The organism is Variovorax ureilyticus (genome assembly GCF_037889935.1).
GTDB classification, from domain to species: Bacteria; Pseudomonadota; Gammaproteobacteria; order Burkholderiales; family Burkholderiaceae_C; genus Variovorax; species Variovorax ureilyticus.
Map to the genome: position 1 here is coordinate 58,520 of NZ_JBBKZU010000003.1, position 24,431 is coordinate 82,950.

Here is a 24,431-nt window from a genome sequence, read left to right on the forward strand (position 1 = left end):
TGTTCGCGTTTTCACTGCCTTGTCAGGGCGATAGGTGCCCGTTAGCATGGTTTACCTCTAAACATTTCACAAATCATTGGTTGGCGTGAGTCCTGCTTATACCCATCGGAATACCAAGGAGCCCTGCATGAAAGTTTTGACTCGTCTCTTCTCGATGGCCGGCCTCGCCGCTGCCGTCGGCGTCCTGACCGCCACGAATGCACTGGCAGCCGATCTCAAGGTCGGCTTCATCACCTCGCTGTCGGGGCCGGTGTCGTCGCTCGGCATTCCCTACGACAAGGGAATGAAGGCCGCGATCGCCTACAAGTCGGAACTCAACGGCAAGAAGATCCAGGTCGTCTCGCTCGACGATGCATCGGACCCGTCGACCGCCGCGCGCAATGCACGCAAGCTGATCGACGAGGACAAGGTCGACGTCATCATCGGCACGGCCGGGTCGCCGGGCGCGCTCGCCATCGCCGCGGTCGCGCGCGAAACCAAGACGCCGCTGATCTCCATCGCCAACGCCAACCTGCCGGGCGAAGAGGGCGCGTGGATGGTCACGCTGCCGCAGCCCGCGCCGCTGATGGTCAGCGCCGTGGTCGAGCGCATGAAGCAGTCGGGCGTGAAGACGGTCGGCTACATCGGCTTCTCCGATGCGTGGGGAGACCTCGTCTACGACGCGCTGCAGAAGAGCGCCGAGCCTGCCGGCATCAAGGTGGTGTCGAACGAGCGCTATGCGCGCGCCGATGCGTCGGTGACGGGCCAGGTGCTGAAGATCGTCGCGCTGCGTCCCGATGCAGTGATCACCGGGACTTCGGGCACGCCGGGGGCACTGCCCTATCTCGCGCTGCAGGAGCGTGGCTACAAGGGCCAGATCTACGGCACGCACGCGCTCATCAATCCCGACTTCGTGCGCGTCGGCGGTCCGGCCGTCGAAGGGCTTCTCGCGCCGACCGGCCCGGTGATCGTGGCCGAGCAGCTGCCCGACAGCAATCCGATCCGCAAGGTCTCGATGGACTTCCGCAGCGCCTACCAGAAGGCCAACGGCGCGGCACCGACCGATGCGTTCTCGGCGTACTCGTTCGATGCATGGCTGCTGTACCTCGATGCCGCATCGCGCACCAAGGGTGAACCCGGAACGCCGGCGTATCGCGTTGCATTGCGCGATTCGATCGTGAGCACCAAGGAGCTGGTCGGCACCCACAGCGTCTACAACTTCAAGCCCGACAACCGCTACGGCTCGGATGAACGCTCGCGTGTCATCGTGAAGCTCGAAAAAGGTCAATGGAAGCTGGTTCCTTAATCCACCCCCAGGCTCGCGCACTTCGTGTCGCTCTCCACCCCCTCAAGGGGGCGATGCCAGCGGCCCGGCGAAGCCGGCTTCGCGGCATCCCTGGCAAAACCACTCAACCTTTCTGAACGATGAAAAAGCTGTCTTCTCTCCTCTGCTTGTCGGCCATCGCGCTGGCAGCCACGCAGGCCTTCGCGGCTGATCTCAAGGTCGGCGTCATCAGTTCGCTGTCGGGCCCGGTGTCGGCGCTCGGCATTCCCTATGAGAAGGGCATCCGCGCGGCAATCGCCGAGCATCCGGTGCTGGCGGGCCACAAGGTCGAATTGATCGTGCTCGACGATGCGTCCGACCCGACGACCGCCGGCCGCAATGCGCGCAAGCTGGTGACGGAAGACAAGGTCGATGTGCTGATCGGCACCTCCGGCGTGCCGGGTGCGATGGCGATCGCCGCCGTCGCGCGCGAACTCAACACGCCGCTGATCTCGCCGACCCCGGTGACGATCCCCGGCCCCGAAGGTGCGTGGACCGTCACCGTGTCGCAGCCCTTCCCGCTGATGGTCTCGGCCGTGGTCGACAAGATGAAGCAGTCCGGCGTGAAGACGGTCGCTTTCATCGGCTTCTCCGACGCGCTCGGCGATCTCGCCTACGACTCGCTGGTCAAGAGCGCCGATGCCGCCGGCATCAAGGTCGTTGCCAACGAGCGCTATGCGCGCAGCGATTCGTCCGTCGCCGGGCAGGTGCTGAAGATCATCTCGGCCCGACCCGATGCGGTATTTGCCGGCAACTCCGGCACGCCGGGCGCGCTGCCGTACCTCGCGCTCGCCGAGCGTGGCTACAAGGGCAAGATCTACGGCACCCACGGTTTGATCAACGCCGACTTCGTTCGCGTCGGCGGTGCATCCATCGAAGGGCTGCAGGTGCCGAGCGGCCCGGTGCTGGTGGCGGATCAGTTGCCCGACAGCAACCCGATCAAGAAGGTATCGATGAACTTCCGCGATGCCTACAAGAAGGCCAACGGATCGCTGCCCAACGATGCCTTCTCGTCCTACACCTACGACGCCTACCTGCTGCTCGCGGATGCCGCGTCGCGGGTCAAGGCCGAGCCCGGCACGCCGCAGTACCGCACCGCGCTGCGCGATGCGATCGTGAGCACCAAGGAGCTGGTCGGCACGCATGGCATCTACAACTTCAAGCCCGACGACCGCTATGGCTCCGACAAGCGCGCGGTCGTGATCGTGAAGAGCGAAAAGGGCCAGTGGAAGCTGGTTCCATGACCCACCCCCAGGCTTGCCCACTGCGTGTGGCCGCCAACCCCCTGCAAGGGGGCGGCGCGGCCGCTTCGGGCGGCCGTGCGCGGCGCGCCCCCTAGCCAGAGAAGCCATGACCTACCGCAACCAGCCCGAAGCCATCCGCGCGCTCGTGCAGGACGACCGCGTGCACCGCGACATCTACCTGAGCGAAGAAATCTTCGCGCTGGAACAGGAGCGCTTCTTCGCCAACACCTGGCTCTATGTCGGTCACACCAGCCAGGTGCCGAATCCGGGCGACTTCTACTCGCTCGAATTGGCGGGCCGGCCGGTGATGATGGTGCGGCAAGCCGACGGCAATGTCCGCGTGCTCTACAACCGCTGCGCGCACAAGGGCGCGCGGCTGGTGTCGGACGAGTGCGGCAACACAGGCAAGTTCTTCCGCTGCCCGTACCACGCGTGGACCTACAAGCTCGACGGCGCGCCGCTCGCGATCCCGCTCAAGAACGGCTACGAAGGCACGCGCCTCAAGGAGTGCGAATCGGGCCGGGGCCTGAGCGAGCTGAAGCATGTCGCGATCTACCGCGACTTCGTCTTCGCGCGGATCGCCGACGAAGGCCCCGAGTTCCACGAATACTTCGGCGAGGTGCTCGGCGCGATCGACAACATGGTCGACCGCTCGCCCGAAGGCAAGCTCAACGCGGCCGGCGGCGTGATGCGCAACATCATCCATTGCAACTGGAAGATGTACCTGGAGAACATCAACGACACGGTGCATCCGATGTCGACGCACGAATCCGCCACGCAGGCCGCCGATGCGCTCTGGCAGGGCCGCGCGGCCGATGAACCCAAGCCGATGGCGATGGAGCAGATCCTGCCTTTCGGCTCCGGCTACGACTTCTTCGACAAGATGGGCGGCCGGGTGTTCGCCAATGGACACAGCGTGCTCGGGGTGAACTTCAGCATCCACTCGAACTACGCGCAGTTGCCGGATTACGAAGCGGCGATGCGCGAAGCGCACGGCGACGAGCGCGCGATCGAGATCCTCCAGCGTTCGCCGCAGAACTCGGTCCTGTTCCCGAGCCTGTCGGTGAAGGGCTCGCCACAGGCCATCCGCGTGATCCGGCCGCTGTCGGCCAACCGCACGCTGATCGAGGCCTGGGCCTTCCGCGCAGCAGGGGCACCCGATCTGCTCTTCGAGCGCGCGATGACCTACAACCGCCTCGTCTTCTCGCCGATGTCGATCGTCGCGCACGACGACGTGCATCTTTTCGAGAGCATCCAGGTCGGCCTGCATGCCGAGGGCAACGAGTGGGTGAGCCTGCATCGCAATTTCGATCCGGGCGAGCTGTCGCAGGCGTCGATCACTACCAACGGCACCAACGAGCTGCTGATGCGCAACCAGTTCCGCGCGTGGGCCAAGTTCATGACGGCCGGGATGGAGCAGAAGCGATGACCGATCCTCGCGACTTCATCGCCGACGAAGCGGCACTTCTCGATGCCGGCCGCCTCGACGAATGGCTCGCGCTCTTCGCCGAGGACGGGCGCTATTGGGTGCCGCTGCTCGGCGCGGCGCAGGCCGATCCGCATTCGCACAACTCGATCGCCTACGAAGATCGCCTGCTGCTGCAATTGCGCGTCGACCGCCTCAAGAACCCGCGCGCGCATTCGCAGCATCCGGCCAGCCACTGCCAGCATGTGCTGCAGCGCTCCATCATCGAGCGCGAAGACGCGGCGACCGGCGAGGTCGAGCTGCGCACTCCCTTCATCTACGTCGAGGCGCGCGGCGACGAGCAGGTGATGCTCGCCGGCACCTACCGGCATCGACTCGTTCGCGACGCGGCCGGCTGGGCCATTCGCCAGAAGCGCGTCGATCTCCTCAATGCCGCGCGCGCGCTGCCGGCCATTCAGTTGTTCATCTGAGAAGGTATGAAAGAACCCGCCATGCCCGCTCATTCCGCCAGAACACGCCCGCTCTGCGTTGCAAATGCTCGCCATGGCCCGAGCCATGACTGCGCTTTGCGCCTTGGTCGGACGCGTTCTGACGGCCTGCTCGGGCACGCCGGATTCATTCATACCTTCTGAGCAAGTCCGCTCATCCATTTCCACCACCAGGAGTCACGACATGAAGAGCTTGATGCAGACCTTGACGCGCACCGCGCTGGCAGCCGCGATGGGCGCCGGCCTCGCGGTGACGGCATTCGCGGCCGATCTCAAGGTCGGCCTGAGCGTTTCGCTTTCCGGCCCGAACTCGTCGCTCGGCGTGCCGTATGCCAAGGGCATGCAGGCCGCGCTCGCCTACAAGGGCGAGGTCAACGGACGCAAGATCCAGCTCATCGTGCTCGACGACGGCTCCGACCCGACCAACGCCGGCCGCAATGCCCGCAAGCTGGTGGAAGAAGACAAGGTCGACGTGCTCATGGGCACTTCCGGCGTGCCCGCCGCGATCGCGATGGCGCAGGTCGGCCGCGATGCCAAGGTGCCGATGATCGGCCTCACGCCGATCCAGCTCGATCCGGCAGAGAACGGCTGGGTCTTCACCGTCGCGCAGCCCACGCAGCTCATGATCGACGCGGTCGTCCAGCGCATGAAGAAGGACGGCGTGAAGACGGTCGGCTACATCGGCTTCTCCGATGCGTGGGGCGACCTCGTCTACAACGCGCTGATGAAGTCCGCGCCCGAGGCCGGCATCAAGGTACTGGGCAACGAACGCTATGCGCGCTCCGACCAGTCGGTCACCGGCCAGATCCTCAAGCTGCTCGCGATGAAGCCCGATGCGGTGATGACCGGCGGCGCCGGCACGCCGGGCGCGCTGCCGTTCCTGGCGCTCAACGAGCGCGGGTTCAAGGGCCCGGTGTATGGCCAGCATGGCCTCATCAACCCCGACTTCGTGCGCGTCGTCGGTGCGGCAGGGCAGGGCGCGCTGATGCCCACCGGTCCGGTGATCGTCGCCGAGCAGCTCCCGGCCGAGTACCCGACGAAGAAGATCGCGATGGACTTCCGAGCCATCTTCCAGAAGGTCAACAACGCGCCGACCAGCGACGCCTTCTCGGCCTACTCGTTCGACGGCTGGCTGGTGTTCACCGATGCCGCCGCGCGCGCCAAGGGCGAGCCGGGCACGCCGGAGTTCCGCCAGTCGCTGCGCGACGCCATTGCGAGCACCAAGGAAGTCATCGGCACGCACGGCGTCTACAACTTCAAGCCCGGCAATTTGTACGGCGTCGACGAGCGCGCCCGCGTCATCGTCAAGCTCGACAACGGCCAATGGAAGCTCGCCCCCTGAACATGAACCACCCCCAGGCTTGCCCACTTCGTGTGGCCGCCAACCCCCTTCGAGGGGGCGCCGCCAGCGGCCCGGCGAAGCCGGTTCCGCGGCGGCCCGCGACTGATAGCGCTCGCCGGATGGGCTTTCACCAATCGAGAGGATATTTGCAATGACATGGGACGTAGCGCTCATCCTGGGCATCGACGGGCTCGCCAATGGCGCGGTCTATCTGCTCGCCGGGCTGGGGCTTGTGCTGATCTTTTCCGTCACGCGGGTGGTGTTCGTGCCGTTCGGCGATATCGCTGCCTTCGCGGCGCTGACGCTGGCTGCCTTCGAGACCAACCGCCTTCCGCCCACCATCGGCCTGGTCGCTGTCCTGGCCGCGATTGCAACGCTGACTGAAATCGGCAGCCTCATCCGAAAGGGCGAAGCGGCCGCGATTCCGAAGGCGGTCCTTGCCTGGGGTGTGCTTCCGCTGGTGCCTTGCGCGCTGGCCTGGGCCGCATCGCGCGCCGGCGCGCCGGCCGCGGTGAACATCGCCGTGACGGTGCTGCTCGTGGTGCCGATCGCGCCGCTGCTCGCACGCATCGTCTTCCAGCCGATCGCCGATGCTTCGGTGCTGGTGCTGCTGATCGTGTCGCTCGCGCTGCATTTCCTGCTGTCGGGCCTCGGCCTGCTGTTCTTCGGGCCGGAAGGCTCGCGCACCCAGCCGCTGGCAAGCGGCACCATCCCCCTTGGCGAAGGGTTCACGGTCAGCGGGCAGATCGTGCTGATGGTCGCCTCGGCCATCGTGCTGAGCGGCCTGTTCTTCCTGGTCTTCGAACGCACCGTGGCCGGCAAGGCACTGCGCGCGACCGCGGTCAATCGCGTCGGCGCGCGGCTGGTCGGCATCCGGCCGGCGCGCACCGCGCTGCTGGCCTATGGCAGCGCATCGCTGCTGGCGGGGCTCATCGGCGTGCTGATCGCGCCGGTGACCACGATGTACTACGACTCGGGCTTCATCATCGGACTGAAGGCCTTCGTGGCCGCGATCATCGGCGGCCTCGTGAGCTACCCGATGACGGCGGTCGGCGCGCTCGCCGTGGGCGTGGTCGAGAGCTTCGCGTCGTTCTGGAGCGGCGCATTGAAGGACGTGATCGTGTTCAGCCTGCTGATCCCGGTGCTGATGCTGAGGTCCTTCCTCAGCGTGCATTCCGAAGAGGAAGAAGACGAGGTGGAGCAATGAGCCGCACGGCCGCCCCGAAGGCGAATCCCGAAGCGCTGCTGCGCGAGGGTGCTTTGATGAGCCAGACCATGGGAAGACAGGACGAGGCGGCGCTCGCACTCGGCGCGAAGGCCGTCGTGTCGCATGCCTCCACCGCCAAGGGCGGCGGGCTGGCCTCGCGCCGGCTCTGGATCGGCGTGCTGATCCTCGCGCTCGCACTCGCGCCGATGGTGGCTGGCAACTTCACCGTCTCGCTGCTCAACGACATCGGCATCGGCGCGCTGGTCGCGCTCGGGTTGGTGCTGCTCACCGGCATCGGCGGCGCGACCTCCTTCGGGCAGGCGGCCTTCGTCGGCATCGCGGCCTATGCCTCGGCATGGCTCACGACGACGCAAGGCATGTCGCCGTGGATCGGGCTCGCGTTCGCGCTCGCGCTCACGGGCTTGTCGGCGCTCGCGATCGGCCTGCTCACGCTGCGCCTGGGCGGGCACTTCCTGCCGCTGTCCACCATCGCGTGGGGGCTGTCGATCGCGATGCTGTTCGGCAATGTCGATGCGCTGGGGCGCCACACCGGGTTGTCGAACATTCCGCCGCTCACGATCGCCGGCTTCTCGCTGGCCGATCCGCGCGCGATCTACTACCTGATCTGGGTGATCGTCGGGCTGGCCTTCCTGTTCAGCAACAACCTGCTGCAGTCGCGGCCCGGCCGCGCGATCCGCAGCCTGCGCGGCGGATCGATCCTGCTGGCGAGCGTCGGCGAAGACGCGTACCGCGTGAGGCTTTCGCTGTTCGTCACCGCGGCGCTCTACGCCGGCCTTGCGGGTTGGCTGTATGCGCACATGAACCGCTTCGTGAGCCCGTCGCCCTTCGACGTGCGCGCGAGCATCGAGTACCTGCTGATGGCGGTTGCCGGCGGCCTGGGGCAGCTTGCGGGCGCCCTCGTCGGTGCCGCACTCGTGCTGGTGATGAAGAACGCGCTGCAGGACGTGCTGCCGCTGCTCACGCAGCGAGCCGGCCAGTTGGAGGCGGTGGCCTTCGCGACGCTCTTCATCCTGCTGCTGCACTTCGCGCGCGGCGGCCTGATGGGCTTCGTGCGGCGCTTCACGCGCGGCCGCTTCGCTGCCCCGACGCGCGAGGCCTCGGGCCCGGTCGAGCCGCTGCCGCATCGCACCTTGCCCGAACGCGGCACGCCGATCCTGTCGGTCAACGGTGCGGTCAAGCGCTTCGGCGGCCTCGTCGCAGTCAACGAGGTGAGCTTCGACGTCAATGCAGGCGAGATCCTCGGCCTGATCGGCCCGAACGGCGCGGGCAAGTCGACCATGTTCAACCTGCTGACCTGCACGCTGCCGATGACGGCCGGGCAGGTGCGCTTCCTCGGCCACGACATCGCGGGCATGCCGCAGCGCAAGGTGGCGCGGCTGGGGCTCGCGCGCACCTTCCAGCACGTCAAGCTGCGGCCGCACATGACGCTGCTCGACAACGTCGCGCTCGGCGCGCATTCGCGCACCACCTCGGGTCTGCTCAAGGCGGGCCTGCGGCTGGATCGTACGGAGGAGCAGCAGATTCTGCAGGAAGCGCAGCGCCAGCTCGATCGCATCGGCCTCGGCGACCGCGCGCATGAACTCGCGGGCAGCCTGCCGCTGGGCACCCAGCGCATTCTCGAAATCGCCCGCGCACTCGCGGCCGACCCGGTGCTGCTGGTGCTAGACGAACCCGCGGCGGGTCTGCGCCGAAAGGAAAAGATGGCGCTCGGCGACCTGCTGCGCAAGCTGCGCGAGGAGGGCGTGACCATCCTCATCGTCGAGCACGACATGGACTTCGTGATGAAACTGGTGGATCGGTTGGTGGTGATGAACTTCGGCTCCAAGCTGGTGGAAGGCGTGCCCGCCGCGGTGCGTGCGGACGAGCGTGTGCAGGCGGCTTATCTTGGGAGCGTCGTATGAGCGCCGCACGGCCGCCCGAAGGCGCGGGCCCCCTGGATGGGGGTGGAGAAGGAAACGAAGTGACAAGCCTGGGGGTGAATCAATGACCGCAATGCTGGAAATCGGCGACCTGCATGTCTCCTATGGGCAGGTCGATGCGGTGCGCGGCGTGTCGCTCAAGCTCGACAAGGGCCAGATCATTTCCGTGATCGGCCCCAATGGCGCAGGCAAGACCACGCTGCTGGCCGCTGTGATGGGCCTGCTGCCGTGCAAGGGCGTGCTGCGCTTCGAAGGCGAGGACCTTCATGGGCTCGACGTCGAAGCGCGTGTGGAGCGCGGCCTGTGCCTCGTGCCCGAGAAGCGCGAACTCTTCGGCGAACTCACCGTGCTCGACAACCTCCAGCTCGGCGCGTTCTCCAAGCGGCTCAAGAGCGATGCGCTGAGGCGGCGCCTGCAATTCGTGTACGACCGTTTCCCGCGCCTGGCCGAGCGACGCTCGCAGCGCTCCGACACGCTCTCCGGTGGCGAGCGCCAGATGCTCGCGGTCGGCCGTGCGCTGATGTCGGAGCCGCGCCTCTTGATGCTCGACGAGCCCAGCCTCGGTCTCGCGCCGCTGATCGTGCGCGACATCCTCACCATCGTGCGCAAGCTGCGCGACGACGGCGTCTCGATCCTGCTGGTGGAGCAGAACGCCCGCGCCGCCCTCGAAAGCTCCGATCACGGCTACGTGCTGGAGACCGGCGAGATCGCGCTTTCTGGCCCGTCGGCGCAACTGGAGAGCGATCCGCGCGTACAGGCCACCTACCTGGGTGGAGGCACCCACGATGACGAGTGAGGCCCGCGCGATCGCGCCTGCGCAGCGCACGCTGCCGGCGCTGCTGCAGCGTCAGGCCGCGCTGTTCCCGGGCCGCCGGCTGCTGAAGATCGCGGGTCGTGAGTGGTCGCATGAGGACGCGGCCACGACCGCCGCCACGCGTGCCGGCGCCTTGATGCAGGCAGGCGTCGCGCGCGGCGACCGCATCGCGCTGATGTGCGGCAACCGCATCGAGTTCCTCGAAGTCTTCCTCGGCGCCGGCTGGATGGGCGCTGCGACGGTGCCGGTCAACACCGCATCGATGGGGCCGCAGATCGAGTACTTCCTAGCCAACAGCGAAGCGAAGCTGCTGGTGATCGAAGCCGAGTTCCTCGAACGCCTGAACACTGCGGACCTCGCCCGCACGAAGTTGCGCGAGATCTGGGTGATCGGTGAGGTGAAGACTGAATGGCAAGCGCCTTCCTCCGTGCGTGCTTCTCCATATCCCGAGCCTTCCGAACCGGTTCTTCCGGCCGGGGTTCAACCCGGCGAACCGATCGCCATCCTCTACACCTCCGGCACCACCGGCCCCGCGAAGGGCGTGGTCTGCCCGCATGCGCAGTACTTCTGGTGGGGCGTGAACAGCGCCGAAGTGCTCGGCGTCGGCGCCGAGGACGTGCTGTGCACCACGCTGCCGCTCTTCCACATCAATGCGCTCAACACCTTCGCGCAGGCGGCGGTGACGGGCTGCGAAGTGGTCTTCGAATCGCGCTTCTCCGCATCCGGCTTCTGGCCCGCGATGCGCGCGAGCGGTGCGACCGTCGTCTATCTGCTCGGCGCGATGGTGCCGATCCTGCTCGCGCAGCCCGAAGGCGGCAGCGAGCGCGACCACCGCGTGCGCGTCGGACTCGGGCCCGGCGTGCCGGCGGCGGCGGGCAAGGCTTTCTTCGAGCGAACCGGCGTGCGGTTGCTCGAAGGCTATGGCTCCACCGAAACCAATTTCGTGATCGCGACCGCACCCGATTCACCGCGCGGCGGCGTGATGGGCTGGGTGCGTGATGGCTTCCAGGCCCGCGTGGCGGACGACGACGATGTCGAAGTCGCGCCGGGTGAAGCGGGCGAACTGCTGCTGCGCGCCGACGAGCCCTACGCCTTCGCGAGCGGCTACTTCAACATGCCCGGGAAGACCGTCGAGGCGTGGCGCAACCTGTGGTTCCACACCGGCGACCGCGTGATCCGCGAGGCCGATGGCGCATTCCGGTTCGTCGATCGCATCAAGGACGCGATCCGCCGGCGCGGCGAGAACATCTCCTCGTTCGAAGTCGAGCAGGTGCTGTTGAGCCATCCTTCGGTCGCGTCGTGCGCCGTCTACCCCGTGAGTTCGGAGCTTGCGGAAGACGAGGTGATGGCCGCGCTCGTCGTGCGCGCCGACTGCCGCATCGACTTCGCCGAACTCGCGAGCTTCTGCGAGGCGCGTCTGCCGTACTTCGCCGTGCCGCGCTACATCGACCTCATGGACGACCTGCCGCGCACCGAGAACGGCAAGGTGCAGAAATACAAGCTGCGCGAACGTGGCGTGAGCGGATCCACCTGGGACCGGCGACCCGCCGGGCGCGGCAGGTAAGACGATGTTCTCGTTGGCCGGTCGGGCTGCTTTCGTGACGGGCGCGGGCCGGGGGCTGGGAGAGGCCATTGCGCGCGGCCTCGCCGAGGCGGGCGCAAGTGTGGTCGTGGCCGACATCGATGGGGACTCGGCGCAGGCGGTTGCCGGGGCGTTGCGGGCCGAAGGCCGGGAATGCATCGCGATGCCGCTGGACGTGCGCGACGAAGCCGCGTTCGCACGGTGCTTCGATGCCGCCGTGCAGCGCTTCGGCGCCATCGACGTGATGGTCAACAACGCCGCGCTCACGCCCTCGACCTCGCTGTGGGACATCGGGGGCGACGAATGGGACGCCGTGATGGCGGTCAACCTGCGCGGCAGCTTCTTCGGCTGCCGCATCGCCGGTCGCCACATGCGCGAGCGGAGATCGGGGCGGATCATCAATCTGTCTTCGATGGCCGGCCAGCAGGCGAGCACCGCCACCGGCGCGCACTATGCAGCGTCGAAGGCCGCGCTGCTGGCACTGACGCGCTCTTTCGCGCAGGAACTCGCGCCGCACGGCGTCACGGTCAACGCGATCGCGCCGGCGGCCATCCGCGGCCCGCTGCTCGACGCGATGGACGAACCGCGCCGGCAGGCGCTGCAAGCCACCATTCCGCTGGGCCGCTTCGGCGAAGGGCGCGAAGTCGCGGCGGCGGCGGTCTACCTGGCCTCCGAGGCCGGCGCCTTCACCACCGGCGCGACCCTCCACCTCAACGGTGGGCGCTTCATGCGCTGAGCGTTTTGCACGCTCGCAAGTCCACGCGATAGAATTGATTTAGTTGTCAATGTTTTAGGTACACCATGAACACTGCCCTCCAAGGTCGCCACGCCGTCGTTACCGGAGCCGCCCGTGGCATCGGTGCGGAGATCGCGAGAACACTCGCTGCGGAAGGCGCGCGCGTCAGCCTCATCGGACGCGATCGCGCCGCGCTGGAGAAGGTGCAGAAGGCGCTGGCGGGCAACGGCCACGCGGTCGCCGCGGCCGACGTGAGCGACGAGGCCTCGGTGCGCGCCGCGTTCGATGCGCTTCGCGCGGCTTCGGGTCCGATTTCAATCCTCGTCAACAACGCCGGCCAGGCCGAGAGCGCGCCCTTCCTCAAGACCTCGGTCGACCTGTGGCAGCGCATGCTCGCGGTCAACCTCACCGGCAGCTTCCTGTGCGCGCAGGCCGCGCTGCCGGACATGCTGGAAGCAGGCTGGGGTCGCATCGTCAACATCGCGAGCACCGCGGGGCAGAAGGGCTACGCCTACGTCTCGGCCTACGCGGCGGCCAAGCACGGTGTGATCGGGCTCACGCGATCGCTCGCGCTGGAAGTGGCGCGCAAGGGCATCACGGTCAACGCGGTGTGCCCGGGCTATACGGAAACCGACATCCTGCGCAACAGCGTCGCCAACGTGGTCGGCAAGACCGGCCGCAGCGAAGCCGACGCGCTGGCGGAATTCGCCGCGGTCAATCCGCAGCGCCGCATCGTGCAGCCGGCCGAGGTGGCCGACGCGGTGCGCTGGCTGTGCGGCGAGGGCGCCGCCTCGATGAATGGACAATCGATTTCCGTTTCAGGGGGAGAAGTCACACCATGATCGACAGTACCAACGACCCATCGCACGCAGCGCTCAGCGACGCGGAGGAACTCGGCCACGAGGCCCGCGCACGCCACGACGACCACGCGGTGCTCAAGCTCTGGCTGCGCATGCTCGCCAGCACCACGCAGATCGAGGCCGAGATCCGCAAGCGCCTGCGCGAGCGCTTCGACATCACGCTCGCGCGCTTCGACTACATGGCGCAGCTCTACCGTTATCGCGAGGGCCTGAAGATGCGCGTGCTCTCGCGCTACCTGATGGTGACCGGCGGCAACGTCACCGGCCTCACCGACGAACTGGAGCGCGAGGGCTTCGTCTCGCGCACGCCGAGCCCCGACGACCGCCGTGCATGGATCGTGAGCCTCACCGCCAAGGGCCGCCGCAGCTTCGAGGCGATGGCGAAGGAGCACGAGCAGTGGATCCTCGAGATGTTCTCGGGCCTCGACACGAAGACGGTGCGGCAGCTCTACGCGCAACTGGGCCAGCTGCGGGTGCACGTGATGCGCAACGAGCCGTCCGCCGAGGAGAACGCGTGAGCCGCACGGCCGTTCCGAAGGCGAACACCGGAGCGCTGCTGCGCGAAGGTACTCCAGTGACGCCGCCGCCCGGCGGGGAATTCCGCCGCGAGCGGCTGATCCGCTTCTCCGACTGCGATCCGGCGGGCATCGTCTTCTACCCGCAGTACTTCGTGATGTTCAACGGCCTCGTCGAAGACTGGGTCAACGACGGGCTCGCAATCGGCTATCGCGAGCTGATCGTCGAGCAGCGCATCGGCCTGCCGACTGTGCGGCTCGAAGCCGACTTCCGCGCGGTGAGCCGCATGGGCGACCACGTGATCCTCGGGCTGAAGGTGGAACAGCTCGGCACGCGCTCGATCACGCTCGGCCTGCATTGCTTCGACGCCGAAGGCGAGACGCGCATGCGGATGCGGCAGGTGCTGGTCACCACTTCGCTCGAAACCCATCGGGCGATCGAGATTCCTGCGCACCTGCGCGCATCCATCGAGCGCGGCGCGACTTAGGCGCTCGCGGCGGCTTCGGCTTTCGGTGCGACCGCCTCGAAGCCGGCCGGTTCCAGCTCCATGCTGCGTTGCATCACCACCGGCTCCCGCCGCGTCTTGTTGAACAGCAGCCGCGTCACATCCGGCCGCGAATAGTGCCCCGCGGGGTCGCCCGCCGCCTTGGCGAGCGAGATCATTCCCAGGTCGATGTCCGCCACCACCAGCCCTTCCTGGTCTTCCGGCAGGTTGGTGCCCAGCGGCGCGCCGTCCGGCCCGTAGATGCGCGCAAAGCCGCCGCCCACCAGCAGCATCTGCTGCTTGCCCGGATCGGTGCACAGCATCTCGTGCATCGCCTTCGACACCGTGGCACAGGGCGCGATCACGAAGCACTGGCCTTCGGCCGCGTACACCTGGCTCGCGGCGTTGTTGACCTCGGCGCCCAGCGCGTAGGCGCCGCCGCGATAGAGCGAGAAGCTCGGCCACGCCGCGCAGTGGATCTGCTCGTTCTGCGAATACATCGCGTACTTGCTCAGCGGCTGCAGATGCTCCCAGCACGAGAGCGAGCCGATGTTGCCGATCGGCGTCTCGATCACGGCGAGGTCCGAGCCGTCGCCTTCGCCGAACACGGTGCGCTCCACATGCGTGGGCTTGAGCTTGCGCCGCGTCTGGACGACATTGCCCTGGTCGTCGATCAGCGCCTGCGCGATGTAGAGGCTGCCCGCGGCCTTCTCGCTGAAGCCGAGCGATACCCACATCCGGTGCTTGCGCGCCGCCTCGCGGATGCGGTCGAACTCGGGCGAGCCGATGACGAGCGAGTTGTCGTGGTAGCGCTGCACGTACTGCATGCCCCAGGCCGGCGAATCGAGCCAGATCCACCATGGGTAGCCGGGCGCCCAGGTCTCGGGAAAAGCGATGAGTTGCACCTTGTCACGCGCGGCCTGCGCGATCAGGTCGATGGTCTTGTCGATGGTTCCGTCGAGATCGAGGAACACGGGCGCGGCCTGCACGGCGGCAACGCGAAGGCGGGGATGGGTCTTGCTGGACATGGTTCGAACTCCGAGTGGGTTGAAAGAGCGACTCTCCGGGTTAGCGCTGTGGCATGCGCGTTGCTTGAAGCGTAAGTTCGCGGCCTGCGCCGGGCTTGCTCCGGACGCGCAGCGTTCTTGATCCAGCGTTGCAACAAAGGACTCCCGATGACCCGGCTGCTCAGCACCGACGTCGTTCCCCGCGACCAGCGGCTCGCCTACTGGACGGACATGATCTGCAATGTCTACGTCCAGCTCGGCTGCGACCCGGTGGCGAGCGCGCGCGGCGACTTCGACGGCAGCATCCGCCAGCACACGCTGCCGAGCCTCGATGTCTCGGTGGTCACCTCCGGGCCGCAGAAGGTGATGCGCACCTCCGGCCATATCGCGCGCTCGTCGGACGACTACTTCCTCGTCAGCATTCAGGCGCGCGGCCAGGGCGTGGTGCGGCAGGACGGGCGCGATGCGGTGCTCTCGGTCGGCGACTTCGCGCTCTACGACAGCACGCGGCCCTACCAGCTTCTCTTCGACGACGCCTTCGAGCAGATCGTGCTCAAGCTGCCCGGCGAGCGGCTGCGCAGCGAGCTGCGCGACACCGAGGCGCTCACTGCCACCACCGTCTCCGGCCGCGAAGGGGCGGGCCACCTGATGCTCAGCATGATCCGAACGCTGCGCGAGGACATCGACGCGCTGCAGCCGGCTTCGGCGCTGGCGGTCGCCAACGGGGTGCTGAACATCCTCGTCGCCGGCCTGCAGACGCTGCCAGCCGCGCGTTCGCCTTCATTGAGCAACCTCACCGCCTTCCACCTGGCGCGCATCAAGCGCTGCATCGATGCGCGGCTGGACGATCCCGCGCTGTCGGTCGGCATGTTGGCTGCGGAACTCGGCATGTCCGCGAGCCAGATCCACCGCGTGTTCAAGAGCGAGCCGCTGACCCTCTCGCAGTACATCTGGGATCGCCGGCTCGAAGCCTGCAGCCGCGACCTGCTCGACCCGCGGGAGGCCGGGCGCACGGTGGGCGAGATCGCCTACGGACGCGGCTTCAGCGACCCGGCGCATTTCAGCCGCGCCTTCAGGGAACGTTTCGGCTGCTCGCCGCGCGACTGGCGGCTGGGGCGGCGCCACTGACGGCGTGAAAAGCGCGTCTCCGCGTGGCCCTGGGTGAAGCAGAATGTTCCCCATCCCCACAGCACGGAGCGAGGAATGGCACGTCACAACGGGATCTCGGCCATCGGCCCCATCACGGCGCCGGTCGAGGAGCTGATGCATGCGTTCACAGCCAGGCGGCCCGGCGTCGAAGAGCGCATGGCGGCCGGCAAGGCATTGCGCGAACGCATCCCGCGCACGAGCCATGCGGATTTCGAACGTCCTCGCGGTGTCGATCCCGTGGCCATCCTGCGCCGGCAGGCGAAGACGCGCATTCCCGAGCTGATCCCGGTGCGCCATGCGCGGATGATGCAGTCGCCCTTCGCGTTCCTGCGCGGGTCGGCTGCCGTGATGGCGGCCGACCTGGCGCGCAGCCGCACCACAGGCCTCGAAGTGCAGGCCTGCGGCGACATGCACGTCGCGAACTTCGGCGTGTTCGCATCGGCGGAGCGCCAGCTCGTCTTCGCGATCAACGACTTCGACGAGACGCAGCACGGCCCCTGGGAATGGGACGTGAAGCGCCTGGCGGCGAGCGCCTACGTGGCCGCGCAGTATCTCGGCGGCAGCATCGCCGACTGCGAGGCCGCAGCCCACCAGGCCACGTCGACCTACCGCGAGCGCATGCGGCGATACGCCGGCATGGGCACTCTGGAGGTGTGGTACGACACCATCGACAGCGACCGGCTGATCGAATCCCTGCCGATGGCGTTTCGCGGCGCCGCAGCCGCGGTGCTCGAAAAGGCGCGCAGGCGCACGCACCTGCAGGTGCTCGACAAGATGACCGACCTCGTCGACGACCAGCACCGCATCGTCGAACAGCACCCCTTCATCGTTCGCTCGACGCGCACCTCCACCGGCCGCCCGGTGCAGGACGCGCTCGGCCATGCCCTTGCTGCGTACCTCGAATCGCTCGCGCCGGATCGCCGGCTGCTGCTCTCGCGCTATCGCATCATCGACGTGGCGCAGAAGGTGGTCGGCGTGGGCAGCGTCGGCACGCGCTGCTGGGTGGTGCTGCTGCAGGGGCGCGACGAGGACGACCCGCTGTTCCTCCAGATGAAGGAGGCCCAGCCTTCGGTGCTCGCCGCGCATCTGCCCGCGCGCAGCGACGTGCCGGCCAACCAGGGTCAGCGCGTGGTGATGGGGCAGCGCCTGATCCAGGGCTCGCCCGACATCTTCCTCGGCTGGGGGCACATCGACGGCGTGGACTTCTACATCCGCCAGCTGCGCGACATGAAGGGCGGCGTCGACCTGGAGCCCGGCATGACGACGCCGGCGGGCTTCGTCGAATACAGTGGCCTTTGCGGCTGGGCGCTCGCACTCGCGCATGCCAAGTCGGGCGATGCGGCCTCGATCGGCGGCTACCTCGGCAAGTCGGATGTGTTCGACGACGCCATGGTGCGTTTCGCCGCAGCCTACGCCGAACAGACGCAGCACGACTACAACGCCTTCGCGGCCGCCGCGCGCGAAGGCATCATCGAAGTCGCCGCGCTGGAGCGGCTCGCCACGCAGGCGCAGCCTCAGGAGGCCGGGTAATCCAGAGAGGGATACCAGTCCTTCGCACGCCCCGCAGGCGTGTGGTCGAGGATGTTCCAGATCGGCATCAGGTCCGGCGCGCCGCGCGGGTCCTGGCCCGGGTCGGCGGTCTCCATGTTCATCTCGTCGCCCCAGAAGTGGCGGATCACGCCGCCTTCGCGGTGGAAGACGTTGAAGGCGGGGACGTCTTCGTTCGCATCGGGGTTCTCGAACGCATAGAGCCGGTTGAAGTCGCTGCCCTGCGATGAATACAGCGGCAGGTGCCGCCAGCCGCGCTCCTTCGCGAACGCGACCATCTTCTCGACCGGCGACCGCGCGATCACTGCGAAGGCCACGCGCTGCAGGATGTCCGGCATCTCGCCATCGAATGCGCCCAGCAGGGACGTGCACATCGGGCAGGGGCGCTCGCGCTGCGGGCCGAACATCCAGTTGTACGTCACGAGGGTGTCGTGGCGCCCGAACAGCGCCGACAAGCGGGCCGGCCCGTGCGCGCCCTCAAACACATAGTCCTCGGGCACCACGCCGCCCGGCGGCAGCCTGCGCCGCTGCTCGGCCACGCGCTCGATATGGCGGCGCAGTTCGATTTCTTCGGCCAGCAGCGCGGTGCGGGCTTCACGGTAGGCGCCGCTTTCGCCGGGAAAGTTGCGGTTGCTGCGGCGCGCGAGTTCGGTTGCGCTCGTGAGTTCGGGGGAGGCGGGCATCTGCATCTCCGATGGTGGATTCAGATGATTGCCCGCTCCCTCAGGGCCTGCAATTGCCGTTCGTCGATGCCCAGTTCGTCGCGCTGTGCTCGCCGAGCATGGGCGACGCGCGGTGCGGCAGATGCAGCTCGATCTCGCGGTGGCGCGTCTGCGGGTCCTCGAAGACGCCGGCCATGTCGTCACGCGCAGCGCGTTGGTCGTTGGACTTTCGCAAAGGGGGAGTGCGTTGGCTGCCCCGAGGGATTCCCCTCGCTCGCCGATCGTCCGGATCCCGCCGTGCAAGCCCACAATGCCATCCGCGGCCCTCTTCTTTCGCCTGCAGGAACTCGCTTCTCATGCAACGCTGGATCACCTACGCATTCATCTCGATGTTCTTGCCCGGCTTCACGTCCGTGATTGCCAAGGAGGGCTTGTCGATGCGCACCACTGCTCGCCAATGAACGTCACCGCCATCCGGATGCCTGTGAAGAACCTCTTGAGTGCAATCTGCGCCGTCGTACTTGCCTGCGGTTGCACGACCCAGCCGTCGACCGTGCCGGGTCAAGGTTCAGGTGCGGCCTACGCGCCGATGGTCGACATGGAAGGTGTCCAGCCCGATGCCTTTGCCAGGGACGTCGAAGCGTGCCGGACCCTGGCGTCGAACATGCGAATGCAGCGCACCAGAACCTACGGCAGCGACGTCTCGGACGTCATCGTGATCGGCGTGGCCATGGTCTTTCCCGTGGCGGTGGCGGGCGCAGCGCTGGTCGGCGGTATCGCGACCGCGGTGTACGACGAGGCATATCCGGGCGGAGGGCCCGCGGAGCCGAAGATGCAGCAAACGGCCCTGGTCGATTGCATGGCCCGCAAGGGCTACAGGAACACGGACCCGAACGTGACGGTCACCTATGTCGCTGCCGTGCAGATCGGACCTCCGTTGCCAAGCCGCAAGACGGGACTCGATACGTACGTCGCCGAGAAGTTTGCAAAGGCCACGAACTGCAGCGCCGCGCCGCGGGCCGTGCTCGAAGAGAAAGGCCCCGGCTTCGAGCGATACAGCGTTCAATGCACAGGCGGCCAGACACTTGCCCTTCGCTGCGAGTTCGGAAACTGCTCGAAGATAGCGACCGGCGGGAATTGACCGCGTGGCGCGCTCAGTTCCTGGGCGCGTCGGTTGCAGGCACCTGCATGGTGTTGGTCCGCATCTTCCCGCCACCTTCGATACTGCCTCGCGCCACACATGAATGCACTCTGCCGCTTCTGCCTGCAGGCCTTCACCGCATCCCTGCTGGTGTGCGGGAACGCCTGTGCGCAGGGACTGGAGATCACGGGCCCGCGCGTGCGGGACTATGCGAATGGTGTCCTCGCGATGATGGCCTATTCCGCGGTCCCCGATCTCGCGTCGAGCAGCCTGTCGATCCGCAACGCCGCAACGGGCGATCCCGGGGTCTCCATGAGCCAACTGGGCGGCGGCTTCACCGTGAGCAAGTCGGTGCCTCTCTACCTCGAGGGCGCCATCGCCTACAGCCGCTACGACCCCACGTTCATCGCCACCGACGGCACCGAATCGCGCCAGGTGCCGACCAGGTGGAATTCGATCACCGGCACGGGCGGCATCGGATGGGACTTCCGCATCACGCCCGAGCTGGCATTCAGGCCCATTTTCGATTTCTCGCTCGGCAAGGTGGCCAGCGACCTGCAGGTCGCGAAGGTCTACCTCGAGCACGTGACCGATCGACAGATCGACTTCCTGGACCGGGGCACGCTGAACGCGTATGGACTCGGGGGCGCGGTGATGCTCGACTGGGAGCACTATCGGGAAGACCACGAGGTGGATGTCGAGCTGAGATACACCAACATCCTCCTCAGGAGCTTCGGAAACACCACGGCTGCGGTCGAAGGGAGCGCCTCCGCGAGGACGGCCAATGTATGGGCCCGCTGGCGGGCACCGACCGGCTTCGTCGCCCTGGACCGCCCCGTGCGATACGTGCTGGAGTTCTCGCACTCGCACTACCTCGGAAGCCAGGCCGACATCCTGGGATTCAACCGGCTGACCACCCTGGGCGTGGGCATGGAGCTGGACACGAGCGCCCACGACATCTTCGTCACGCGCGCGCGGGCCGTCATCCGGTACGTCTTCGGGAACAACGTGTCCGGCTTTTCCCTGGGCCTTGCGGTCAGTTTTTGACGGGCGCCTTCACATCGTGACTCATAGCCCCAACACCTGCCGCGCGAGCATGTTCCGCTGGATCTCGTCGGTGCCGCCGTAGATCATGGCGGATGTCGATCCGATCAGCGGCGACACCGCTGCAAAGCGGCATTCGCATTTCCTGAAGGGAGGCTTCGGCAATCACAGACCACCAACGCCCGCCGATGGGTAGATTTCCTTCCCATGAACAAGATCAAGAAATCCCTGCACACCGAACTCGGCGACAGCACGCCCGACAAGATCAAAGTGCGCGGCCGCAACATGCCTTCAGAGATCCTCGATCACCTCCATGGCCATCGTGCCGGGGCTCGGCCATCCGATGCACAAGCCCATCGATCCGCGCACGCCGCGGCTGTTCCAGATCGCCGCCGAGAACGGCCTCTCGGGCCACTACGTCGCACTGATGCAGGCGGTGCAGGCCGAAGCGGAACGCGTGACAGGCAAGTCGCTGCCGATCAATGCCACTGGTGCGATCGGTGCGATCGCGGCGGAGTTCGGCTTTCCGCGGCGCATCATCCGCGGACTGGGCTTGATGGCGCGTGCCATCGGCCTCGTGGGCCATATCCTCGAGGAGATCGACGACCCGATGGGCATCGAGCTCTGGCAGCGGGAGCACGAAGCCGGCGGCCCGCGCAAGGACTGACGAACCGAGGACGCACACGATGACGGAAGCCCTGGAACTCGACCACCTGCGCAGCTGGATCGGTCGCTCCGAGACGCACGAAGACCTGCTCTCCCCCTGGACCGCCGGCGCCATGGCGGCCACCGTACGCAACGACGGGCAGGCATGGCAGCCCGGCCGGGCGCTGCCGCCGCTGTGGCACTGGTGCTATTTCCTTCCGATCGCCCCGCAGAACGGACTGGGCCCCGACGGCCATCCGGCGCGCGGAGGCTTCCTGCCGCCGGTGCCGCTCCCGCGCCGCATGTGGGCGGGCAGTCAGCTCGAGTTCTTCGAGGCGCTGAAGCTGGGCACGCCCTCCACCAAGACTTCGAAGGTCGTCGACGTGAATCTCAAGCAGGGCAAGGGCGGCGCGCTGGTTTTCGTCAAGGTGCAGCACGAGGTGCACGCGGGCGGTGTGCTGCTGCAGCGCGAGTTCCACGACATCGTCTATCGCGAGGCGGCGAAGCCTGGCGAATCTGCACCGCCGCAGGCGCCGCTGACCGATGCGGCGTGGACGGTCGAGCATCTGCCGGATGCGCCGCTGCTGTTCCGCTATTCGGCGCTGACCTTCAACAGCCATCGCATCCACTACGACTTTCCGTACGTCACGCAGGTGGAAGGCTATGACGACTTGATCGTCCACGGGCCGCTGATCGCCACGCTGCTGCTCGAAGCCGCACAGCAGAACAACCCGGGCCGCGCGGTGCGCGCCTACAGCTTCAAGGCCGTGCGGCCGCTGACCTGCGGCAAGCCGCTTCGCGTGCGCGGCCATGCGGCACAGGCCGATGGCACCGTCACGCTGTGGGCCGAGGACGCGCGGGGTGCGCTGCTGATGCAGGCCACCGCACGTTTCGCCTGAACCGACAACGATTCATCCACGAGCACCATGAGCCCATCCACCCAACGCTTCCAGGACATCCGCGACGCCGTGCGCGACCTCTGCGCGCAGTTCCCCAACGAGTACTTCCGCAAGGTCGACGAAGCGCGCGCCTATCCGGCCGAGTTCGTCGACGCATTGACCCGTGCCGGCTGGATGGCCGCGCTGATCCCGCAGGAGTGGGGCGGCTCGGGGCTCGGCCTGACCGAAGCCTCGGTGATCATGGAAGAGATCAACCGCGCCGGCGGCAACTCCGGGGCCTGTCACGGCCAGATGTACAACATGGGCACGCTGCTGCGGCACGGCTCGGCGGAGCAGAAGAAGAAGTACCTGCCGAAGATCGCGACCGGCGACCTGCGTTTGCAGTCGATGGGCGTGACCGAGCCTTCGACCGGCACCGACACGACGAAGATAAAGACCACGGCGGTGAAGAAGGGCGATCGCTACGTCATCAACGGGCAGAAGGTGTGGATCTCGCGCATCCAGCACTCCGACCTGATGATCCTGCTCGCGCGCACCACGCCGCTGGCGGAGGTCAAGAAGAAGTCCGAGGGCATGTCGATCTTCATCGTCGACCTGCGCGATGCCATTGGCCACGGGCTCACCGTGCGGCCGATCCTCAACATGGTCAACCACGAGACCAACGAACTGTTCTTCGAGAACCTCGAGATCCCGGCCGAGAACCTCATCGGTGAGGAAGGGCAGGGCTTCAAGTACATCCTCGACGGGCTGAACGCCGAACGCACGCTGATCGCGGCCGAGTGCATCGGCGATGGCTACTGGTTCATCGACAAGGTGACTGCCTACACCAAGGAGCGTGTGGTCTTCGGCCGCCCGATCGGACAGAACCAGGGCGTGCAGTTCCCGATCGCCGAGGCGTTCATCGAAGTCGAGGCGGCCAATCTGATGCGCTACGAGGCCTGCCGCCTGTTCGATGCGCACGAGCCCTGCGGCGCGCAGGCCAACATGGCGAAGTACCTCGCGGCCAAGGCCTCCTGGGAGGCGGCCAATGCCTGCCTGCAGTTCCACGGCGGCTTCGGCTTTGCCTGCGAATACGACGTGGAACGCAAGTTCCGCGAGACGCGGCTCTACCAGGTGGCGCCGATCTCGACCAACCTGATCCTCAGCTATGTCGCCGAACACATGCTCGGCATGCCAAGGAGCTTCTGATGCGTCCGCTCGAAGGCATCACAGTCCTCACGCTCGAACATGCGATCGCGGCGCCGTTCTGCACGCGGCAACTGGCGGACCTCGGCGCGAGAGTCATCAAGGTCGAGCGGCCCGGCAGCGGCGACTTCGCGCGCGCGTACGACCAGCGCGTGCATGGGCTCGCCTCGCATTTCGTCTGGACCAACCGGTCGAAGGAGAGCCTCACGCTCGACGTGAAGCATCCGAAAGGGCAGGAGATCCTGCAGCGGCTCGTTGTGGAGGCCGACGTGCTGGTGCAGAACCTCGCGCCGGGTGCGGCGGCGCGGCTCGGGCTGTCGTTCGAGGCGCTGTCGCCCACGCATCAGGGGCTGATCGTGTGCGACATCTCGGGCTACGGCGACGATGCGAACAAGCCGGGTCCGTACCGCGACAGCAAGGCCTACGACCTGCTCATCCAGAGCGAGTCGGGCTTTCTCTCGGTCACCGGCACGCCGCAGGACATGGCGAAGGCCGGCTGCTCGATCGCCGACATCTCCGCGGGCATGTACGCCTACTCCAACATCCTCGCGGCGCTGCTCCAGCGCGGCAAGACGGGCAAGGGCTGCCGAATCGATGTGTCGATGCTGGAAAGCATGGTCGAGTGGATGAGCTTCCCGATGTACTACGCCTTCGAGGGTGCCGACCCGCCCCCGCGCGCGGGCGCTGCGCACGCGACGATCTATCCCTACGGACCGTTCCCCGCGGGCGACGGCAAGCTGGTGATGCTCGGGCTGCAGAACGAGCGCGAATGGCAGGTGTTCTGCGCCAAGGTGCTGGAGCAGCCGGGACTGGCGACCGATGCGCGCTTTGCCTCCAATACCTCGCGCACCGCCTCGCGCGACGCATTGCGCGAGATCATCGTGCAGGCCTTCGCGCCCTTCACCGCGGCGCAGATCATGAAGCGGCTCGACGACGCGCAGATCGCCACCGCACAGGTCAACACGATGCACGATGTGTGGAACCACCCGCAGCTCAAGGCGCGCGAGCGCTGGACCGAGGTGGGCACCGGCGCGGGACCGATCCCCGCACTGCAACCGCCCGGCGTGCCGCGCGAATGGCATGCGCGGATGGATGCGGTGCCGACGCTGGGGCAGCACACCGATGCGATCCTGGCCGAGTGCGGCTACGACGAGGCCACCATCGCGACCCTTCGCTCCGAAGGCGCTGTGTAAGGCCATGGACCATCAA

25 protein-coding genes are annotated in these 24,431 nt (G+C 67.1%); 21 read left to right on the forward strand and 4 right to left on the reverse strand.

Going from position 1 to position 24,431, the window contains the following annotated elements:
- Positions 1-127: 127 nt before the first annotated feature.
- From WKW77_RS07660 to WKW77_RS07720, 13 genes are all read left to right on the forward strand, one after another.
- Positions 128-1,285 (forward strand): ABC transporter substrate-binding protein, encoded by a 1,158-nt coding sequence (locus tag WKW77_RS07660; RefSeq protein WP_340356264.1) that lies wholly within the window; start codon positions 128-130, stop codon positions 1,283-1,285.
- Positions 1,286-1,404: 119 nt separating this feature from the next.
- Positions 1,405-2,547 (forward strand): ABC transporter substrate-binding protein, encoded by a 1,143-nt coding sequence (locus tag WKW77_RS07665; RefSeq protein ID WP_340356265.1) that lies wholly within the window; start codon positions 1,405-1,407, stop codon positions 2,545-2,547.
- 106 nt (positions 2,548-2,653) lie between these two features.
- Positions 2,654-3,976, forward strand: a complete 1,323-nt coding sequence (locus WKW77_RS07670; RefSeq protein WP_340356266.1) for an aromatic ring-hydroxylating dioxygenase subunit alpha — start codon at positions 2,654-2,656, stop codon at positions 3,974-3,976.
- Positions 3,973-4,443, forward strand: coding sequence for an aromatic-ring-hydroxylating dioxygenase subunit beta (locus WKW77_RS07675; RefSeq protein ID WP_340356267.1), 471 nt, complete (start codon positions 3,973-3,975; stop codon positions 4,441-4,443). The genes WKW77_RS07670 and WKW77_RS07675 overlap by 4 nt, the downstream gene beginning before the upstream one ends.
- Positions 4,444-4,645: 202 nt before the next feature.
- A complete protein-coding gene (locus tag WKW77_RS07680) occupies positions 4,646-5,803 on the forward strand; it encodes an ABC transporter substrate-binding protein (protein WP_340356268.1) in 1,158 nt (385 codons plus the stop codon).
- 151 nt (positions 5,804-5,954) lie between these two features.
- Entirely contained in the window at positions 5,955-7,010 is a 1,056-nt protein-coding gene (locus tag WKW77_RS07685; protein ID WP_340356269.1) for a branched-chain amino acid ABC transporter permease, read from the forward strand.
- Between the two features lie 206 nt (positions 7,011-7,216).
- Entirely contained in the window at positions 7,217-8,932 is a 1,716-nt protein-coding gene (locus WKW77_RS07690; protein ID WP_340356704.1) for a branched-chain amino acid ABC transporter ATP-binding protein/permease, read from the forward strand.
- 82 nt (positions 8,933-9,014) lie between these two features.
- The gene (locus WKW77_RS07695; protein ID WP_340356270.1) at positions 9,015-9,746 is read left to right on the forward strand and encodes an ABC transporter ATP-binding protein; all 732 of its coding nucleotides are present in this window, start codon (positions 9,015-9,017) and stop codon (positions 9,744-9,746) included.
- Entirely contained in the window at positions 9,736-11,328 is a 1,593-nt protein-coding gene (locus tag WKW77_RS07700) for an ATP-dependent acyl-CoA ligase (protein ID WP_340356271.1), read from the forward strand. Before WKW77_RS07695 ends, WKW77_RS07700 begins: the two co-directional genes overlap by 11 nt.
- A 4-nt stretch (positions 11,329-11,332) precedes the next feature.
- Positions 11,333-12,082: an SDR family NAD(P)-dependent oxidoreductase gene (locus tag WKW77_RS07705; RefSeq protein WP_340356272.1), complete on the forward strand. Its 750-nt coding sequence runs from the start codon at positions 11,333-11,335 to the stop codon at positions 12,080-12,082.
- 65 nt (positions 12,083-12,147) lie between these two features.
- The gene (locus WKW77_RS07710; RefSeq protein ID WP_340356273.1) at positions 12,148-12,924 is read left to right on the forward strand and encodes an SDR family NAD(P)-dependent oxidoreductase; all 777 of its coding nucleotides are present in this window, start codon (positions 12,148-12,150) and stop codon (positions 12,922-12,924) included.
- Positions 12,921-13,460: a MarR family winged helix-turn-helix transcriptional regulator gene (locus WKW77_RS07715; RefSeq protein WP_093160925.1), complete on the forward strand. Its 540-nt coding sequence runs from the start codon at positions 12,921-12,923 to the stop codon at positions 13,458-13,460. The genes WKW77_RS07710 and WKW77_RS07715 overlap by 4 nt, the downstream gene beginning before the upstream one ends.
- Before the next feature lie 38 nt (positions 13,461-13,498).
- On the forward strand, positions 13,499-13,945 hold the full coding sequence (locus WKW77_RS07720; protein WP_340356705.1) for an acyl-CoA thioesterase: 447 nt from the start codon (positions 13,499-13,501) through the stop codon (positions 13,943-13,945).
- Here WKW77_RS07720 and WKW77_RS07725 read toward each other — a convergent pair.
- Positions 13,942-14,970, reverse strand: a complete 1,029-nt coding sequence (locus WKW77_RS07725) for a carbon-nitrogen hydrolase family protein (RefSeq protein WP_340356274.1) — start codon at positions 14,968-14,970, stop codon at positions 13,942-13,944. The two genes, WKW77_RS07720 and WKW77_RS07725, sit on opposite strands and share 4 nt — an antisense overlap.
- A 147-nt stretch (positions 14,971-15,117) precedes the next feature.
- On the opposite strand from WKW77_RS07725, the gene WKW77_RS07730 reads away from it, so the two are divergent.
- Together WKW77_RS07730 and WKW77_RS07735 are read left to right on the forward strand one after the other, a co-directional pair.
- Positions 15,118-16,077, forward strand: coding sequence for an AraC-like ligand-binding domain-containing protein (locus tag WKW77_RS07730; protein ID WP_340356275.1), 960 nt, complete (start codon positions 15,118-15,120; stop codon positions 16,075-16,077).
- Positions 16,078-16,152: 75 nt separating this feature from the next.
- Positions 16,153-17,628 carry a DUF2252 domain-containing protein gene (locus WKW77_RS07735; protein ID WP_340356276.1) on the forward strand — a complete coding sequence of 492 codons (1,476 nt, stop codon included), beginning with the start codon at positions 16,153-16,155 and terminating at the stop codon, positions 17,626-17,628.
- Here WKW77_RS07735 and WKW77_RS07740 read toward each other — a convergent pair.
- Both WKW77_RS07740 and WKW77_RS07745 read right to left on the reverse strand, forming a co-directional pair.
- Entirely contained in the window at positions 17,613-18,329 is a 717-nt protein-coding gene (locus tag WKW77_RS07740; RefSeq protein ID WP_340356277.1) for a DUF899 family protein, read from the reverse strand. The two genes, WKW77_RS07735 and WKW77_RS07740, sit on opposite strands and share 16 nt — an antisense overlap.
- Positions 18,330-18,369: 40 nt before the next feature.
- Positions 18,370-18,543, reverse strand: a complete 174-nt coding sequence (locus WKW77_RS07745) for a hypothetical protein (RefSeq protein ID WP_340356278.1) — start codon at positions 18,541-18,543, stop codon at positions 18,370-18,372.
- Positions 18,544-18,765: 222 nt separating this feature from the next.
- Here WKW77_RS07745 and WKW77_RS07750 point away from each other — a divergent pair, with 222 nt between their 5' ends.
- Positions 18,766-19,449 carry a hypothetical protein gene (locus WKW77_RS07750; RefSeq protein ID WP_340356279.1) on the forward strand — a complete coding sequence of 228 codons (684 nt, stop codon included), beginning with the start codon at positions 18,766-18,768 and terminating at the stop codon, positions 19,447-19,449.
- Positions 19,450-19,548: 99 nt separating this feature from the next.
- Complete coding sequence (locus WKW77_RS07755) at positions 19,549-20,496, forward strand: hypothetical protein (protein WP_340356280.1); 948 nt, start codon at positions 19,549-19,551, stop codon at positions 20,494-20,496.
- Between the two features lie 21 nt (positions 20,497-20,517).
- On the opposite strand, the gene WKW77_RS07760 is transcribed toward WKW77_RS07755, so the two are convergent.
- The gene (locus WKW77_RS07760; RefSeq protein WP_340356281.1) at positions 20,518-20,658 is read right to left on the reverse strand and encodes a hypothetical protein; all 141 of its coding nucleotides are present in this window, start codon (positions 20,656-20,658) and stop codon (positions 20,518-20,520) included.
- A gap of 148 nt (positions 20,659-20,806) precedes the next feature.
- Between WKW77_RS07760 and WKW77_RS07765 the strand changes: the two genes are divergently transcribed.
- From WKW77_RS07765 to WKW77_RS07780, 4 genes are read left to right on the forward strand one after another with little or no spacing between them, the layout of a single operon-like run.
- Entirely contained in the window at positions 20,807-21,160 is a 354-nt protein-coding gene (locus tag WKW77_RS07765) for a citrate/2-methylcitrate synthase (protein ID WP_340356282.1), read from the forward strand.
- Between the two features lie 19 nt (positions 21,161-21,179).
- On the forward strand, positions 21,180-22,037 hold the full coding sequence (locus WKW77_RS07770; RefSeq protein WP_340356283.1) for an HTD2 family dehydratase: 858 nt from the start codon (positions 21,180-21,182) through the stop codon (positions 22,035-22,037).
- A 27-nt stretch (positions 22,038-22,064) separates the two neighbouring features.
- Positions 22,065-23,225, forward strand: coding sequence for an acyl-CoA dehydrogenase family protein (locus WKW77_RS07775; protein WP_340356284.1), 1,161 nt, complete (start codon positions 22,065-22,067; stop codon positions 23,223-23,225).
- Positions 23,225-24,415 carry a CaiB/BaiF CoA transferase family protein gene (locus WKW77_RS07780; protein WP_340356285.1) on the forward strand — a complete coding sequence of 397 codons (1,191 nt, stop codon included), beginning with the start codon at positions 23,225-23,227 and terminating at the stop codon, positions 24,413-24,415. Before WKW77_RS07775 ends, WKW77_RS07780 begins: the two co-directional genes overlap by 1 nt.
- Positions 24,416-24,431: the final 16 nt, after the last annotated feature.